The organism is Companilactobacillus ginsenosidimutans, assembly GCF_001050475.1.
GTDB lineage: Bacteria > Bacillota > Bacilli > Lactobacillales > Lactobacillaceae > Companilactobacillus > Companilactobacillus ginsenosidimutans.
The window spans coordinates 1,274,748-1,291,470 of sequence record NZ_CP012034.1; the positions used below are offsets into that span (position 1 = coordinate 1,274,748).

16 protein-coding genes are annotated in these 16,723 nt (G+C 36.5%); 7 read left to right on the plus strand and 9 right to left on the minus strand.

Features of this window, described 5'->3' with window-relative positions; all coding sequences use genetic code 11:
• Positions 1–99: 99 nt before the first annotated feature.
• From ABM34_RS06640 to ABM34_RS06660, 5 genes are all read right to left on the minus strand, one after another.
• Positions 100–924, minus strand: a complete 825-nt coding sequence (locus tag ABM34_RS06640; protein ID WP_048704435.1) for a hypothetical protein — start codon at positions 922–924, stop codon at positions 100–102.
• 167 nt (positions 925–1,091) lie between these two features.
• Positions 1,092–2,591, minus strand: coding sequence for a hypothetical protein (locus ABM34_RS06645; RefSeq protein WP_048704436.1), 1,500 nt, complete (start codon positions 2,589–2,591; stop codon positions 1,092–1,094).
• 631 nt (positions 2,592–3,222) lie between these two features.
• A complete protein-coding gene (locus ABM34_RS06650; protein WP_048704438.1) occupies positions 3,223–4,719 on the minus strand; it encodes an SLAP domain-containing protein in 1,497 nt (498 codons plus the stop codon).
• 391 nt (positions 4,720–5,110) lie between these two features.
• A complete protein-coding gene (locus tag ABM34_RS06655; protein ID WP_048704440.1) occupies positions 5,111–5,323 on the minus strand; it encodes a DUF2922 domain-containing protein in 213 nt (70 codons plus the stop codon).
• 27 nt (positions 5,324–5,350) lie between these two features.
• Positions 5,351–5,560 (minus strand): DUF1659 domain-containing protein, encoded by a 210-nt coding sequence (locus tag ABM34_RS06660; protein ID WP_048704441.1) that lies wholly within the window; start codon positions 5,558–5,560, stop codon positions 5,351–5,353.
• Positions 5,561–5,864: 304 nt separating this feature from the next.
• Between ABM34_RS06660 and ABM34_RS06665 the strand changes: the two genes are divergently transcribed.
• The 5 genes from ABM34_RS06665 to ABM34_RS13485 all read left to right on the plus strand — a co-directional run bounded on the left by ABM34_RS06665 (position 5,865) and on the right by ABM34_RS13485 (position 9,778).
• Positions 5,865–6,710: a hypothetical protein gene (locus ABM34_RS06665; protein ID WP_048704443.1), complete on the plus strand. Its 846-nt coding sequence runs from the start codon at positions 5,865–5,867 to the stop codon at positions 6,708–6,710.
• A gap of 546 nt (positions 6,711–7,256) precedes the next feature.
• Entirely contained in the window at positions 7,257–7,931 is a 675-nt protein-coding gene (locus ABM34_RS06670) for a helix-turn-helix domain-containing protein (protein WP_157023232.1), read from the plus strand.
• On the plus strand, positions 7,928–8,827 hold the full coding sequence (locus tag ABM34_RS06675; protein ID WP_048702931.1) for an IS3 family transposase: 900 nt from the start codon (positions 7,928–7,930) through the stop codon (positions 8,825–8,827). Before ABM34_RS06670 ends, ABM34_RS06675 begins: the two co-directional genes overlap by 4 nt.
• 481 nt (positions 8,828–9,308) lie before the next feature.
• Positions 9,309–9,458 (plus strand): hypothetical protein, encoded by a 150-nt coding sequence (locus ABM34_RS13175; protein WP_157023234.1) that lies wholly within the window; start codon positions 9,309–9,311, stop codon positions 9,456–9,458.
• Positions 9,459–9,652: 194 nt separating this feature from the next.
• A complete protein-coding gene (locus ABM34_RS13485) occupies positions 9,653–9,778 on the plus strand; it encodes a hypothetical protein (RefSeq protein WP_257719945.1) in 126 nt (41 codons plus the stop codon).
• 53 nt (positions 9,779–9,831) lie between these two features.
• Here the strand turns inward: ABM34_RS13485 and ABM34_RS06680 are convergent, their stop codons facing one another.
• From ABM34_RS06680 to ABM34_RS06695, 4 genes are all read right to left on the minus strand, one after another.
• Complete coding sequence (locus ABM34_RS06680; protein WP_048704444.1) at positions 9,832–10,170, minus strand: hypothetical protein; 339 nt, start codon at positions 10,168–10,170, stop codon at positions 9,832–9,834.
• A gap of 1,933 nt (positions 10,171–12,103) precedes the next feature.
• The gene (locus tag ABM34_RS06685) at positions 12,104–12,772 is read right to left on the minus strand and encodes an amino acid ABC transporter permease (protein WP_048704446.1); all 669 of its coding nucleotides are present in this window, start codon (positions 12,770–12,772) and stop codon (positions 12,104–12,106) included.
• Positions 12,773–12,775: 3 nt separating this feature from the next.
• Entirely contained in the window at positions 12,776–13,612 is an 837-nt protein-coding gene (locus tag ABM34_RS06690; protein ID WP_048704447.1) for a transporter substrate-binding domain-containing protein, read from the minus strand.
• A gap of 103 nt (positions 13,613–13,715) precedes the next feature.
• Positions 13,716–15,182 carry an amidase gene (locus ABM34_RS06695; RefSeq protein ID WP_048704449.1) on the minus strand — a complete coding sequence of 489 codons (1,467 nt, stop codon included), beginning with the start codon at positions 15,180–15,182 and terminating at the stop codon, positions 13,716–13,718.
• A 586-nt stretch (positions 15,183–15,768) separates the two neighbouring features.
• On the opposite strand from ABM34_RS06695, the gene ABM34_RS06705 reads away from it, so the two are divergent.
• Positions 15,769–16,008 (plus strand): hypothetical protein, encoded by a 240-nt coding sequence (locus ABM34_RS06705; RefSeq protein ID WP_048704453.1) that lies wholly within the window; start codon positions 15,769–15,771, stop codon positions 16,006–16,008.
• Between the two features lie 120 nt (positions 16,009–16,128).
• Entirely contained in the window at positions 16,129–16,557 is a 429-nt protein-coding gene (locus ABM34_RS06710; RefSeq protein WP_232298631.1) for a type II toxin-antitoxin system HicB family antitoxin, read from the plus strand.
• Positions 16,558–16,723: the final 166 nt, after the last annotated feature.

The following is a 16,723-nucleotide window of genomic DNA, read 5'->3' on the forward strand; positions in this document are numbered from 1 at the left end:
TATTTTCCCGAGATTTCTCATGATTATTTCATTTAGTGTTATAAATTGAGCGTAAAAAAAAGAGGACTCACAATTGAGTTCTCTTCTATAATATACAAATTAGTCAGCTAATGCTGATGTTGCTGTATTTGTTTGTGCTGCTGGAATGAATCCGGCATCTTTTTCAGCAACGTATTCTGATGTTGATACACGGTAGAATACTTGACCATCACGTGCAACACGTTGTGTGTCTGTAAACCAGTTAGTATTAGGGCCTAATGCTCTTGTACCGATGGCGTTACCTTTTTCGTCATAAAGACGTGCAGGTGTTGATGAAGTAACCTTTACAGTACCCTTTGTTGGGATGTCATAAAAGTTAGATGATGATTGTCCTGGTGTGTCTGAACCTGAAACTGCACGAACGATAATGAAGTAGCCGTTGCCATTTGCGTAGTTAGTGTAATTCATTTCTGCACCATTAAATGTGATTTTTGCTGGTGAGTATGGAATTTGCATTGATAACAATGCGTTGTTTGTATCCAAACCATTAACCTTTAGATAAACTCTTTGATAGTAAGTTGTGTCTTTTTGTACTGATGTATCTTTTGTAAGGTCTGCAGTTCTCATGTATGTAGCACCCTCACGTGTTGTATACAACTTGTTGTCACCATATCCTGTAGCACCGATTGATTGGTTATCAGAAATTGAAGTGGCACCAAGATCTGATGCATTAATCTTTGTTAATGCATACATACCTGTACCTGATTGTACTTGAACATCGTTGTTATAAGTAACATTGATTGATGGGCCTTCGAAATGTCCAGCCTTGTCATAATAAACATCCTCAGCATGAGCTGTTGTTGCGCCTGTTGCCAAAGTAGCAGCTGGTGCAAGTGATAGTAGAACAGTTGCAGAAATTAACAATGATTTTGTGATTTTTTTCATATGTAATATCCCTCCTCAACATACTCCAGTATGTCTACGTTAATAGTATTATATTAAACAACTTATTTAAAGGTATTTGTAATAATTTAACATAATTGCAAAGTTGTCTCATTTTACCATCGCATTAAAAAAAGACTCACATTCGTGAGTCTTTTTCCGTATTCTAATTAACCTAAAGTAACACCGTCACCAGTTAGTACCCATTCGTCTGTTGATACACGATAGTATACTTTACCGTCAGCATCCTTAGCTTTCTTGTCAGCTAACCATTCTGAAGGACCAGCTAAGTAACGATCTGATTTAGAACCGTCTTTGTGATATAGAGGGTATAGGAATCCCTTGGGACCAGCCAATGTTACTACTGAGTGATCTGGCAATGCTTCGATACCTGTAAGGCCTGCACCATCAGAAGTGTTGCCATCTCCATCACCGTTGTCAGTGTCCTTGGCAGCGAATAAAACATCTTTGGCTTTAACCCATTCATTTGTTGATACACGATACATTACTTCACCAGAGTTGTTGTTTACACGTTTGATATCTGTAAACCAGTCAGTACCTTGACCTAAACCACGTCCGGCGATAACATTTCCTTTACCATCATAAAGGTTAGTTGAGATATTCTTGTCACCCATGTTAACTACTGGGGTTGTAACAACACCGTTAACTTTTGTATCTGTGTAGTTATCAAGTGTAACGTTGATTTGACGTGTAACTGTGATTGAGTTGTTAACTTTGTCAAGAATCTTTGAAAGTAGTCCACCTGAGTAAACTTTTCCATTGATGGTAATTTGTTGCATGTTAGCGAACAAACCACGATATTCATTACGGTTAAATTTGATTGTCATCTTTTGTGTGACAACACCTTGCTTAGGTAGTTCTGAACCATTGATCAATGTAGCTAAATCTAATCCGTTGAAGAATGTACTTGTAACATCTTCTGGATCAACTTTGTTACCCTTATTGTCTTTAATAACAACTGGGTATTTACCATTTGAACGGAAGTCAGCTTTGTTTTCACCAACAAAACCATCAAGTGGAGTGTCAAAGTTAACATTCATTGCGTGAATTTCATCTTGTTGTACAGCAGTTTTAGCAGTAACGGTCTTATCTAATGCGTGACCGTTGAGTTGGTAAGCACCGAAGTACTTAACTAATTCTTGATTTGACCATAGTGCATGTTCTTTAACTTCTTGTAATGATAAACCAACAATACGGTATGAAACTTTCCCACCGTGTTCAGCTGCTGCTGTCATTTCTTGCTTCCAGTCAGAAGTAGATTCACCATTAGCAGGAACAACTAGGAAGACAATTTCATTTAAAGCTGCAGTTGTATCAAGATCATTAAGTGGTGATTGGTATTGTGGGTGTAATGGTCTTAAAATTCCGTTAAGATATTTTGTTGCACCGTATGGAAAACGGTTTTGTGATTCAAATCCGGCAAATGTTGCACCATATAAGAAATCAGCTTGTGTAGCATTGTTGTAATCCTTGAATGTTGAATCAAAGGCATTGTAAGCATCCTCTGATGCAGCAGGACCATATGTAGCTTTTGCTGTTTGAGTAGCTGTAGGTAAGTTAGCAACTCCTGATAAACTTGGTGCAGCGATAGGAGCAACTGTTAGTAATGTTGCTGCTGCAATTCCAGCGTATTTAATAGATTTTTTCATTTTGGTATTTCCCCCTCAAATTTCTCATAACTCTAGATAATACGATTACGTCAATATCGGCATAAATAATCAAGAAATCTAGTTGAATGATCATTACTTTTGGATGAAACCTTGGATGGATTCCCTGACCACTATCCCTCAATTAATTTGTAATTATTTAATACCTAATACCAACGCTGAAATATTAACTTAAAAATATAAATTTGCAAAGTCCACAAGTCCTTATTTGGCACACGTTTCAGAAGTTTTGAAAATATTTTTGAAGGTTATTTATAAGATTTTTTCGAAGTTTCTTCCTATATATATCATGAGATTTTTGTAAGCTCTACTAAACTTCATATTTGATTGAATTTTATATAGAAAAAAATATTATTTAATTTTATATATCGAATATGTTTACGTTAATAAATTTATACAAATATATTGAAGGCTTAAAAACATTGATAAATCAGCATTCTTATGTAAATTAATTTTTTTAAAGAATAAAAAGATCTAGAACTGTAATGAGTTCTAGATCTTCTTGTTTCTTCTATAATATTGTAAATGAATACAAAAAAAGAGCTCACACACTGTGAGCTCTTTCTAATTAAATTTTTCAATTAAGTAGTAAAGACATCCACTAAACTAAGAATTAGTTAAGTGTAACACCTGTACCTTGCATGATCCATTCGTTTGTTGATACACGGTAGTAAACATTACCGTTAGCATCTTTAGCAGTTTGGTCTGTTGACCAAGCTGAATCACCGGCTAAACCACGGTTAGCAGTTGCGCCTTCTAAGTTATACAAAGCGTATACGAAGCCTGCAGGACCAGCTAATGAAACTGTTGAGCCAGCTGGTAATGCTGTAACGTCAGTTAAACCTGAAGGTGTATCTGTGTCTCCACCATTGTCAGTATCAGTTGTCTTGTCGGCATATGATACATCACTAGCTTTAACCCATTCGTTTGTTGATACACGGTACATAACTTCTCCACCGTTGTTGTTAACACGTTTTGTATCTGTAAACCAGTCAGTACCTTGTGCTAAAGCACGTCCAGTAATCTTGTTACCTTTACCATCATACAAGTGTGTAACAACAGTGTTGTTGCCCATGTCTTGTACAGGTGTTGTAACAACACCGTTAACTGATGAGTCTGAGTAGTTGTCAAGACCAACGTTAATTGTACGTGTAACTGTTACAGAGTTGTTGATTTTGTCCCAAACTTTTGACAATAAACCACCAGAGAATCCTTGGCCGTTAATGTTGATTTGGTCTAAGTCAGCAAATGCTCCTCTATATTCGTTACGGTTAAATTTGATTGTCATCTTTTGAGTAACAGTACCAGCCTTAGGTAGTTCTGTACCATTGATGATTGTAGCAGCATCTAAGCCGTTGAAGTATGTTGAAGTAATATCTTCAGCATCAACCTTGTTACCCTTGTTGTCAGTAATAGTTACAGGGTATTTACCGTTTGAATCGAAATCACTCTTTTGTTCACCAACAAAACCGTCAACAGGTGTGTCGAAGTTGATGTTCATAGCGTGGATTTCGTCTTGTGATACAGCTGTCTTAGCTGTAACTGTCTTGTCTAATGCGTGACCGTTCAATTGGTAAGCACCAAAGTACTTAACTAATTGTTGGTTTGACCATGTAGCGTGATCTTTAACATCTGACATTGCTAAACCAACGATACGGTATGAAACTTTACCACCGTGTTCGCCGGCTGCAACCATGTCACTCTTCCATTCAGAAGTTGATTCGCCGTTTGCGGGAACAACAACGAAGACAATTTCATTTAGTTGAGCTGCAACATCAAGGTCGTTAAGAACTGATTGATATTGTGGGTGTAATGGTTTAACGATACCATTAGCCAACTTAACAGCTGAATATGTGAAACGGTTTTGTGATTCTAGACCTGCAAAAGTTGCTCCGTATAGGAAGTCAGCTTGTGTAGCATTGTTGTAGTCTTTGAATGTTGCATCGAATGCGTTAAATGCATCTTCTTGTGAAGCAGTGCCGTAAGTAGCCTTTGCTGTATTAGCAGTTGTAGGTGCAACACTTGAGCCGTTAAAGGCAGGTGCTGCGATAGGTGCAACAGCTAACAATGTAGCAGCAGCAACTCCAGCGTATTTAATAGATTTTTTCATGTGGTATTCCTCCTCAAAATTCTCATAATTCTTAGGTAGTACATTTATAAACTAACATTCTATTGATTATTTTTCAATAATAATTAAATACGTATTATAAATATTACCGTGATAGGAAGTAATGAATTAATAATACAGTTGAAAAGTAATTTGGGTGAATCAATTTATAATATGTGTCATACCTAAATACCAACGGATTGATATTACAACATATTTCATCTTTTGGAAAGTGCAAAATTGATACTTTTTTATATTTGACACTAATTTGAAATATAAAAAAATAGGTATCATCATCGCAAACCCTTGCGAGACAATACCTACAGACTATTTCAAAAACCCGTTTATCAAGTTATTAAGAAATGTTACAATTTGATGAATTTTTGTCATGTTACTAAAAGATAGGGTTTTCAACACGATCCACGTATTTTGCAGCCAATGCCTCTGCAAATAATAGTACATCTTTTTGAGAAAATATCTTACTAGCAACAATTTTACCCATTGCTTGCTTAGTAGTGATGTCATCTAAGCTTTCATTCATGTAATTAAGGATCAAGTTGCGGTTCTTGCCATCTTCTGTCTTAAAACTTAGTTGTAGTTTCTTCATATATAGTTACTCCCCTTATTAAAATTATTATTTACTAATATATTTATTATGTGTGAGAATTTCTGTATTACCCAAAGTATCCCCTTTAGTTAACAATAGGATACCTTCAATGAATAATTCGATCTGTTCTGATGTTGGATTTGGTACAATATTATTAAAGGTACGGGTCATTTTACCGTTCTTATAATTTTTTTCGTTAATAAATTCAACTTTCAGTGATGTCTTTTCCCAATCCATAGTTATTACCTCATTCCTTGTATTTGTAAGGTTTCTTGCTGGCCAGCTCAGCTAACTTACACAGTTAATAACGTTTGAATTTGTCAAATCGGAAATATTTCTTTCTTAATACTATTTAAAAATTTATTAAATAGAGTTATATTAAGTACTGGTATTCGTTCCTAACAAATTTCTCATCGAAGTTTGTTCTAATTTGTCAATTCCTAACGAATTACAATTTAGTCAGAAGAGCAGGCGTCCAACGCGCCTGCTCTTTTTGTATTCTCATGGTATAATTCGAGTATTACATCTTTGGAGGGTATATATGAAAAGGACAATAACTTTATTAGTAACTATTAGTGCTTCACTACTATTACTTGCTGGATGTAGTTCCAGTTCTAATGGAGGAAACAATAACTTATACAACACAGCCATGGATAATGGTAATAGTGCTGTAAGTAAGAAGAATTACTCAGAAGCTTTAGCTTATTACACATCTGCTAATGATGCTAAAAGTGATAAGTCAGCAAAAGCTAACAAAGAACAAGCTAAAAACTTGGTATCAGCTCAAAAATCAATGGACAATCACGATTTTGATACAGCTAAGGATCAATTAAATGATGTTCGTAGCCAATCAAATGGTAGTTCAGCCATGAAAGATAGTGCCAAGGACATGCTTGATCAAGTTAAAAAGATCAAATCAAACCGTAGTGATTTAAATAAGAGTGTTAAGAATGCTTCCGATATGGTTGATAGTGGTCAAAGTTCACAGGCAATGAGTCTTTTGAAGACTGTATTAGATTTCAAAGGTATCAATGGTAAGTATTATTCTGATATCTATAAGAAGGCAGTTGATCTTTTAGCAGATAATACTTCTTCCGCTTCAACATCAAACTCATCCGATTCATCAAAGAACAATACAAACAACAATGCATCAAGCTCATCATCAGACAGTAGCAATCCTGCTTCTAAAGGTGACTTCGATGTTCAATCACGTAAAGTGGATGGTAAAACAATTTCTGATAGCGACATTTCTAAGGCCAGACAAGATTTAACTGATCAAGGTGTTAAGAATGTTGCAGCATGGAGCGACAACGATATCGTCAAAGCAATTAAGAACGCAGCAAAAGATGGTCGTTCTACTATTAAGGCATCAGATGTTAAAAATTAGGTATTAATTTAATATATCGCTTTTCATCGCAATTCATTCTTGTTATCAGAGTGAATTGCTTTTTGTTGGGAATAACGACCTCACTCACCGTTTCTAGTTTAAATTTTATACAAAAAATGTCACATTTCAATTTTATTGAAATGCGACATTTTTTTGTATCGTACTTAAATTATCAGTCCCATATCTATTAGGAAACCTAATTATTTTGTGCCGTCTAAAAATTCGTCATAAATTCCACCAGCGACACATACTAGTACATAATTAAAAGCAGTAAGCATAATATAGTTCCTCCTTGTTTTAAAATTCAAATTAATTGTAATACAAGAAAGATGATATGAAAATAATTATATTGAATATTTTTTTATTTATTTATATTTTTTAAGTTTTTATCCACTTTTTTGATAAAAGCTAAGAAAGAGTTACTTTTCTTTAAACTAATTCGATTTTGAACTGACGGGTCATAAAACAACTAACAGCTTTTTGAGATACTTACGATGTGGTTGACATTTGAAATGTAATAATTTTGATCACTTCGGAGGTATTAATATGTGGAAATATACTCAAAAAGAAAAATATAACCTTATCAAGGAATTTGAAAAATCTGATTTACCTCGACAGACATTTGCGAAAACCAAAGGAATCAGTCCCGAAACGTTTAGGGACTGGAATAATTACTACAAAGAGAATGGTTATGAAGGACTAAGGAATAGTAAATCACGTACGTTTTATAGTGCTGAAACAAAGATCAACTCTGTTCGTGCATATGCGAATGGTGAAGGTAATCTAAAGCAAGTATGTGAAAAATTCGGAGTGAAATCATCTAAACAACTCAGAATGTGGTTGATACAGTATAATAATGGCAAGACTCTTAAGGCTACGCCTGTCAGGAAGAAGGTCACTGCTGTGCCAAGAAAAACAACGATAGATGAAAGAATTGAAGTTGTAGAATTCATTCTTAATAAACATCATTCCTATTCAGAAGCATCTGAACGATTTGATGTTTCTTATCAACAAGCTCGGCTTTGGGTTATGAAAGTCCAAGGTGATGGCTATAAAGCTCTCGTAGATGAGCGTGGCCATAGGATTCATCATAAAGCAGAAGAGATTAGTGAACTAGAGAAATTGAAACTTGAAAACCGTGAAATCAAAGCAAAATTGAATGAACAAGAAGCCATTGCGGCGTTTGAAAAAAAATTAAACGAACTTCAGCACAGGGGGTGAATTCACAACGAAAGCTGTCTTACCAGGCAATAATGGAGGTCAGCGAAGGTAATCATGGATGGAAATCTATTCTATTAGACCATATAGGTGTTTCTAGACAAGCGTTAAATAAGTTCTTACATCATAGGAAGACAGATTGGGAACACAAAAATGATTTATTGACTGAAGTTGTTCTTAAGACATATAAAGATCATTTTCAAAGAATTGGTGCGGGAAAGATTCTTTCTCATATTACAAAGGAACACCTTCTAGATTTTGAGGTCACGTACTACCAAGTTAGGCGTGTAATGAGAAGTGAAGGTATTAGTTGTAAATCAAAAGCAAAAAAGCGAAGTCGTAAAGATGACAATGATCAGCATGAAAAAGACAATGTATTAAACCAGAATTTTGAAGTGGAAAAACCAAACATGGTTTGGCTATCTGATTCAACCCAATTGGAATTTGGAATCAAAGAAACACACAAAGTAAAACTCAGTGGAATACTAGATTTGTGCAGTCGTAAAATAATTGGATCTTTTATAAGTCCATCAGAGACTGCAGAAGCTGAAATTGCGATGTTCAAAGAAACTTTTGAGGAAATGGGCGACGTTCATCCAATGGTACATACTGATCGTGGACCTGCATTCACAGCCGTTAGCTTTAATAAATTGTTGGATGAACACAAAGTAATAAGAAGTTTTTCAAGACCAGGCACCCCATATGATAATTCACCAATGGAGAGCTGGTGGAGTAATTTTAAGGGAATCTGGATGGATAGTCATCCAAGACCAGCAACTTTAGAAGCACTGATTAAGCTAGTACAAGATGGAATTGATTATTTCAATAACATTGATAGATTGCCAACAAAAAATGGCCTTACTCCAGAAGAATGCTGGAATAAAGCCATTGCAAAGTAGTTTATAATATTTTAATTGTTTAAATGTCAACTTGACAACGCAAGTTCATTTGGTAAAAAAACACCTAAAGGCTTATCATTTAAGTCCCTTTGTGATCAATGGGATAAATCATTAACAAAAGCAACAATATCCTGACTAATGTCCCTGTTGATTGACGATAGATTTCAATTTATTATTCTAAGGCTTCTCAGAGCGATTGCATTGACGGTTGGAATAACTTTATTAGCAACCATTTGTACTAAATTACGGCAAATAACTTGACGTAGTTCCTGTTCAATGGTGGAAAAAACAATTTATGCAACGCGGCCATGGATAAAAGCATTAGCACTATTGATAAGAAGAATTATTTATAGAAATCAGCATATTGCACATCAGCTAGCAATGTTAAGAGTGATGAGTAAACATAAAAACTAAAAATTTGATTTCAGTTCAAAAATAATTGGATAACCACAAATTTGATATAAAAAAGAGCGATTTTGTCATGTTGGCTGCAAATCAAATAATAGTTCATGAATTAAAGATGATGCAAAGACAGGCTCAATCAAGTAAAAAAAATCAAGATAACTGTTGTGATTTAAATAAGGGAGTTAAGAATCTTTCTGATTTGTTGATGACCATCAAGGAACTCTAGCTATGAGTCTTTTGAAATCAGTATTAGATATCCATGGAAAGTATTATTCAGAAAGCCATATGAGCGCCATTGAATTACTACCTGATACAGCATGATCTACTTCTGGTTATCGACAAGTTCATCATCAGATGGTAGGCCCTTCTTAAAAAAACAACTTCGTTGGTCAATCACATGAAGTTGAAGAAAAATAATTTATGATAGTAACATTTTTAATGAGTGAACAATATCTAACTAATCAAGGTGTTAAGTATTCATTTAAGATGATGGTTCTACTATTTAAGCTTCACATGTTTAGAATTAATTGGTTTATTCCACAATAAAGAATACTTAACTAAAAGGGTACAGGCACACCCAGATGTGTCCCAGTGCCCTCTTAGTTAAATAGGTTTCTAATGAATCCAATTAATACATTATGCTGATGTGCTTGACTCGGTTCATTATCAAAATCAATTGGATCACTCGTTACTTCATTATAGTGAATAACAAGTTTGTCTAGAATTGATTCCCTCTCATCTTCACCTTGAAAAGATAATTGCAATTTATCATCAAAAATCAGTCTCTGTAGTTTATCAGATGGAATATTTCTATAGCCTCGCAACTGTCTGATATTATTTTCGAGTGATTCTCTAGAAAACTCTCCCTTCTCAGATACTATTTCCTTGATTAAAAATGACATATCACGTGGATATTTTTTGTAGTCTATTTTTCTCATTTACCTACATCCTTTCTATTGATGGATTATTCAGATAACTTTGGAATAAAAAAGCTACACAGAAATAATCTCAATAAAGATAATCATTAGTTGCATGGCCACACTAACTAACTTGTAAATCAGAATGTAAAACAGGTGTTTCATCTATAGCTCGCATTTCAGCATCCAAATTTCATTACATCAATTTGAATCAAGGCCGGACAATCTTTGCGCCACTTCTCAGTTATTGCAATGTCCGTTCCAAGGGATCATGTGTTAAAGGCGTCAGCTGCATTCTAATTTACCTGAAGTCAAACATTTAATACCGCAAGCGTCAACAAGGTGATTCTGCAATTATTTTCTAATAGATCTGTTACCGTGAACTCTGTGCATGATAAAAATATTTTTTAAATTCGACAAAAAAAGACCACCAACTGAAGTTGGTGGTCAGAATACAACAGAGTGGGCGAATATGCGTTAATTCAATCTTGTGGTAGTCCCATCGAGAAATTGAAAAGCTCTGTTGAATTTATTATAAGTGGTAGCTTAGAATAAGCCGCCCAAGAAACCTAATAGTACGTCCTTGATTTGACTTGCAAAGTTACTTACTTGACCAAATAAAAATGAAAACATATTTGTATCCTCCTCTAAGTTCAATTGTCGAAAGGTAAACTTACGATCCCCATTCGATAAATCAATATTACCACAATCACGAATAATGTGTATTAAGATAGCATTACGGAATTATTACCGTTGTGATAAAGCAATGTTGCAGAATTACATAAACCAATACTAAAAATAAAATTTACAAAAAAAAATCTCCATCAGCAAATTGCTGACGGAGATCTTAATTACTTTTTATTGGTGGTTGAACAATCCACTAGCCCAACCTAAAAGTACATCTTTAACTTCACTAGCGAAGTTACTTACTTGACCATTTAAAAATGAAAACATATGTATTTCCTCCTATAAGTTTGTTTTTCGACAGGTAAAAATGATATTCGCCCTAATCGATAGATATATATTACCACAATTTAGTCATAATTTAAAAAAAGTTTTATATTTGAAGGTGCAATACGGCAATACAAGATAATGTATTTTTTTATTAAAGTTCCATCAATCCATTGTCATAGTGTACTTGGAATCGTTTCATAATTTCCAAATATTATTATCACAATGTTAAAATTATATTACGAACATAAGATACTATGTTTCAATTAATGAAATGAGTTATAATGTTTGTATTATGTAATGGGAGGAGGAAATCAAATGTTATCAGTTATCTTTAATGGTTTATTAATGTATGGTTCACTTATCTTCGGAAACTTGTTCGCAGGTCTCTAGGATAAATATCCCTATTGAGGGAGGACGTCACAAGCTGACGTCTTTTTTTTTGCCATTTTTTTCTTTTCAGGAACACAACTTCACACTTTCTTCACATTTCGGCAGTATTCTGCACTTGTAAATAAGAAAAAGAAATCTTATTTACAACCTAAACCTTAATTAAACCAAAATATAAATGATTTTTTATAATAATATAGCATTCCTCCCTCCCTCAAGAGATGCGCCACTTCCCCCCAGAAGTGGCGCCTTTTTTTGTGTAGAGAGCAAATCACGGCGTTCAGCTACTGAGCATTAACATAGCCATGGACTTAATCGCGCACTAGGCGATTCAGCCCATGGCCATGTTAAGCGGAGGTAGTTGCCGTGATTTGCTCGTTTCCGCTAGATTGCATTAATGAGAGACCACTGATCAGAATTCAAGAAAGATTGCCAATGCTTCATATTTACTATTGCTACACTGTGCGGAGCTCTGCCTACCAGTTCCGCTAACAAATCCCATCTCCCCGCACATATCCCAAACCTGACACCAACCTTCCTACCCCAACAACATCAATTTCCCCAAAAACCAAAAACCCCCAACCCACGCATACACGCAGATCAGAGGTCCAACTCAATCCAATTTCAAATATCTCTCCAACCATCCCTGCCCAACTGTCATTAACCAACAGAAGAACCAGTAGATCAAAGCGATTGTTATATATATGGTCATGTAATCTTGATTGGCGCCGGCGATTATTTTTGCTTGCATGAACATTTCGCCGACGGTGATCATTGCTGCTAGAGATGTTCCTTTGAACAGGTCTAGCAATATGTTGCCGAGTGCTGGGATGGAGATTCGGAATGCTTGTGGAAAGACGATGTGTCTGACTACTTGTCGATAGCTCATTCCGACTGAATACCCACCTTCCCACTGGCCGATTGGCACGGCGGAAAATGATGAGCGGAATACTTCGGATACGAAGGCGCTGCAGATTATTGTGAATGAGATTACTGCTGCTGGCAGTGCCTCTGCTCCAAATCCGAAATAGATGATGAACAATACTACTAGCATTGGCACTCCTCGCATGAAGGAAATGTACAATCTGGCTGGCCATCTTATCCAACGGCGTTTACTTAATTGCGCTAGGGTTAGGAAAAATCCTAGTACGTTGGCCAAGAAAAAGCTGATTGCTGTCAACGCTAAGGACATTGGGAAGCCTAATAATATTTTTGGTACTGATGAAAACGCGAGTGGTGCGTCAAAATATCCTGGTACTGTTAAATAGTGTAAAACTGACATTATCTATTCCCCGAAGGTTCTAGAAATTTTTTCGGTTGGTTTCTTGGTTACATCGGCATTGTAGAATTTCTTAGAAATCTTAGATAATGTACCATCTTCATCTAATTCTTTTAGAGCTTTGTTAACTTGTTTTTGAAGGTCTGTGTTGCCTTTCTTCATGACCATTCCGGCACCAGACTTGTCTTCTGGAGTGTTGTAATACATGTTATCGAGGAGCTTCAAGCCATTATCTGGAACGGCTGTTAGTGCCAATTTTTGTAGATAATAGTCGTTCATGATCATATCTGTTTTGCCACTTTTGACATCTTTCAAATAAACATCGTTTGATACGTTATCATAATTTACCAAAGTTGCTCCAAGTTTCTTGGCTAGGCGTTGGTAGCCTGTGCCTGCTTCTCCGGCGGCTTTCTTGCCTTTGATGTCGGCCCATGTGTGGATGCCTGAGTCATCTGACTTTCTGACCATGATGCTGCTAAATGAGTGTTTGTAAGGTGTTGAGAAGAAGTATTGATCCTTACGTTTTGGTGATACGGAAAAATCGTTTGCGGCGATGTCGGCTTTGCCTGTTTTGACTGCTGTGAGTTGGCCGTCGACGTTATATTCTTTGAAGGTTACTTTGCGTCCCATTTTCTTGGCGACTGCACGGACGACTTCGATGTCGTATCCTGTAAGTTTTTGTGACTTGGTGTCGTGATACGAGGTTGGGAATAATGTTCCTGATGTTGCGACTACGAGAGGTTTATTGCTGTCCTTAGCTGAGTCGGATTTGTTCCCGCACCCTGCCAGAATTAATCCGAAAAACATTAATACTCCAATTGCCTTAATCCACTTCTTTAACATATATGAATCCTCCTTATTTGTTCAGAACGTGAACATTATATAAGGAAGAAAACGGTTTCACTATGCTTTACAGTTAAAGTTAAGGTTAATTTAAACTTTAGGCCTAAATTTGTTCGGTAGGATGCAAAAATTGTAACTTCTGTTCATCCTCAAACAACTTACCAATTTGCAATAACTGTGCCTCATTACCCTTACGAGCCGTGAACTGAATTCCCAGTGGCAACCCATTTTCACTGACATAGGTAGGCAAACTCAAGGCCGGTTGCCCAGTCAAATTGGCCTGTTGTGTGAATGGTGACAAGGCCAAACTCTGTTCAAAGAACTCCCAGACCAAATCAAGCCGCTCCTGTTTATCAAAATCAGTAACATGTCGCATTTTTTCAAGTGTCGTGTCAGACATCAACTCTTGGTCAATTTTTGGAGCGGTAAAGGCAGTGGTAGGTGTCAGCAACAAGTCATAGTGGTCGTAAAATTGATCCGCTATATAACTGGATTGATCCCACAAATCAAGGCTGTGACTGTAGTCAACTGCAGAAATTAGTTTCCCTGCTTGATAAATAGTCCAAGTGGTTAACTCCATATCGTCCATTGTGGTTTCACGACCAAGGGCTTGGTTGATGCCATCAAACATCGCCGCCGTCTCCCCACCATTCATGATGTAATAAGCTTTCATCAAAGCAATACCATCTGTCTTAGGTGCGGACTCTTCAACTGCAATCCCCTGTGATTCAAGGAATTCGACGGCTTGTTTAACTGCGAGTTTTGCGTCATCAGAAACGGGCGTGCCGACTGGAGATTCCATACTGTATGCAACTTTGAGGGTGCGAGAAACTGGCTGAGTAAGTTGATTTGGGAATCCGGGTGTGATTAATGGTGTCTGAAATGGTGCTGCTGGCTGAACAGTCTGAAGCTGATCCAGCAATGTAGCAGTGTCTCGAATTGAACGTGTTAAGGCAAAGTTAATCGAAGCACCCTGCCAACCACGCCAACCTGTTGGTCCGACTGGAACACGACCTCGTGTAGGTTTCAATCCGATCAGACCAGAAAATGAAGCTGGAATTCGGATGGAACCTCCGCCATCACTTGCGGCAGCAATCGATACCATGTCTGAGGCAACTGCACTGGCAGCTCCACCTGACGAACCACCTGCGGAATAGTCGGGATTCCAGGGATTATGAGTTGGTCCGTAAAGTTTTGGGTCGGTGATATTTTTGAAACCAAACTCTGGGGCATTGGTTTGTCCTAGGATTAGTAAGCCTGAATCTTGAAGGGTTTGTACGAAGTTATCTGTCTGGGTGGCGATTGAATCTTTTAGAAGTTTTGAACTGGCTGTGCTGGGTTCACCTTTTAGGGACTGACCTAGGATTTTTAAGAGGGTTGGTACTCCGGCAAAGGGACCATTTGATATGTGTTCAGCATCTTTTCTTACTTTTTCATCTCTTCGGTGAATTACTGCGTTTAATTGGGAATTTAGTTGGTTGATTTCATCGTAGGTTGTGTTGATTAGTTCTTGTGGGGAAATTTGTTTGGTGCGGATAAGCTGTGCTAAAGAAGTCGCGTCAAAAGCCATATTAATCTCACCTCATGTTATATTTTGGTTATAGCATATTGGATGTGGTGGTTAAATGCAACTTGGAATATGATTTGGTCGTTGAAAAATATGGGTGGTGCTGGATTCCGATTCCGGAAGGAAATCGATTTTAGGCCTGGAACGTGGTGGGCACAATTTGGAGCCCCTGCACAGTACGCAGTGTCTTCAAACTTGGCCTTTGAGGTAAGTTGGGATAGTTCCCCAACTAACTCAAATTTCACCACTGAGGCCAAATCGATTTCCTTCCTCCATCTGAACAGCACTCTGATTTTTCAACATAATCATGTTCTAAGTTGGTTAAACACTTGCTCCATTGCTTAATCAAAATATTTTTCTTTTTTGATTCTAAACTGTTATTATTTGCACTCCATTTAATTAAGTCAGTGACTATATTTTTTATCACGCCCGAGAATACCCTCTTCATGATCAATTATATTTTTTTAAAATGACAACCAGAGAAGTGCCACTCAGTCTATATTGACTTAATTTCATCATTTCTTGTCTTATCATTTGTGTTCATGACATATAAAGATGAAACTATGGTTATTCACAGGAGGGTTCCAAAATGGCAAAGAAAAGCTTAACTATTTCTATTGATGAGGACTTGTATACTGAATTGAATGAGTATCTTAATAAGTCTAAGGAAAACTTAGATGAGTTCGCCCAGGGCGCTCTATCTGAATGGTTGGAGGATGCTCTGGATTTAGCCGATCTTGAAGCTGCTATGAAAGACGATGATGGTGTGGAATACAGCTTAGAAGAAACTGTGGCTCACTTGGGAATTGATTTAGATAAAGATAAATAGATGTGTGTGGGTATCGTGAATTATGCGATACCTTTTTTAGTGCTCAATTTTGAATGAATTTCTCAAATCAATTGTTTGGTACATACAAAGTATGTATTCTTTAGATTAGAGGATAATATCATGACTAATAAGTCTGAAGAATCGAACAACATGAAGAACGGAATTCTGCTGTACCCTGTTATTATTTCTGAATACAATGATGATGGTCATTATTACGTCGCAACTTCACCTAACATCCCTGGAATGATCACTCAAGGAACAACTCTAACTGACACGGCATATTGGACTGAAGATGCCATTGCAACGATGATAAATGGCTCAGACTATCCAGAAACCGTAGATCCAAGTAATTGGAAACTGAAAGACAACGATAAACTCGTCTACATTACAGTCGACATGACCCGCTGGATTAAGAAAAATACAAGAACAGTAAAGAAAACAATTACTGTACCTGAATACATCAGCAATCTAGCTAAGAAAAATAATATTAATGTATCCAAAGTAGCGACTGATGCACTAAAACGTGCACTGAATATTGATGACGATTAATAAAAAGACAAACAAATAAGCTCACCCCACAAATTGGGATGAGCTTATTATTTTGGAATTAATAATATATTTTTACTTTTATGTTTTGTTTATTTAATTTTTTACTTGGCAGATATTCAGAGTCTGAAGGAACTCACAATATAAGCAAGAGCGGAAGTGACCCACC

Coding starts and splice junctions, on each gene's coding strand:
- ABM34_RS06640 (WP_048704435.1), bottom strand. CDS start 924: ATGAAAAAAATCACAAAATCATTGTTAATTTCTGCAACTGTTCTACTA.
- ABM34_RS06645 (WP_048704436.1), bottom strand. CDS start 2,591: ATGAAAAAATCTATTAAATACGCTGGAATTGCAGCAGCAACATTACTA.
- ABM34_RS06650 (WP_048704438.1), bottom strand. CDS start 4,719: ATGAAAAAATCTATTAAATACGCTGGAGTTGCTGCTGCTACATTGTTA.
- ABM34_RS06655 (WP_048704440.1), bottom strand. CDS start 5,323: ATGAAGAAACTACAACTAAGTTTTAAGACAGAAGATGGCAAGAACCGC.
- ABM34_RS06660 (WP_048704441.1), bottom strand. CDS start 5,560: ATGGATTGGGAAAAGACATCACTGAAAGTTGAATTTATTAACGAAAAA.
- ABM34_RS06665 (WP_048704443.1), top strand. CDS start 5,865: ATGAAAAGGACAATAACTTTATTAGTAACTATTAGTGCTTCACTACTA.
- ABM34_RS06670 (WP_157023232.1), top strand. CDS start 7,257: ATGTGGAAATATACTCAAAAAGAAAAATATAACCTTATCAAGGAATTT.
- ABM34_RS13175 (WP_157023234.1), top strand. CDS start 9,309: ATGTTGGCTGCAAATCAAATAATAGTTCATGAATTAAAGATGATGCAA.
- ABM34_RS13485 (WP_257719945.1), top strand. CDS start 9,653: ATGATAGTAACATTTTTAATGAGTGAACAATATCTAACTAATCAAGGT.
- ABM34_RS06680 (WP_048704444.1), bottom strand. CDS start 10,170: ATGAGAAAAATAGACTACAAAAAATATCCACGTGATATGTCATTTTTA.
- ABM34_RS06685 (WP_048704446.1), bottom strand. CDS start 12,772: ATGTCAGTTTTACACTATTTAACAGTACCAGGATATTTTGACGCACCA.
- ABM34_RS06690 (WP_048704447.1), bottom strand. CDS start 13,612: ATGTTAAAGAAGTGGATTAAGGCAATTGGAGTATTAATGTTTTTCGGA.
- ABM34_RS06695 (WP_048704449.1), bottom strand. CDS start 15,182: ATGGCTTTTGACGCGACTTCTTTAGCACAGCTTATCCGCACCAAACAA.
- ABM34_RS06705 (WP_048704453.1), top strand. CDS start 15,769: ATGGCAAAGAAAAGCTTAACTATTTCTATTGATGAGGACTTGTATACT.
- ABM34_RS06710 (WP_232298631.1), top strand. CDS start 16,129: ATGACTAATAAGTCTGAAGAATCGAACAACATGAAGAACGGAATTCTG.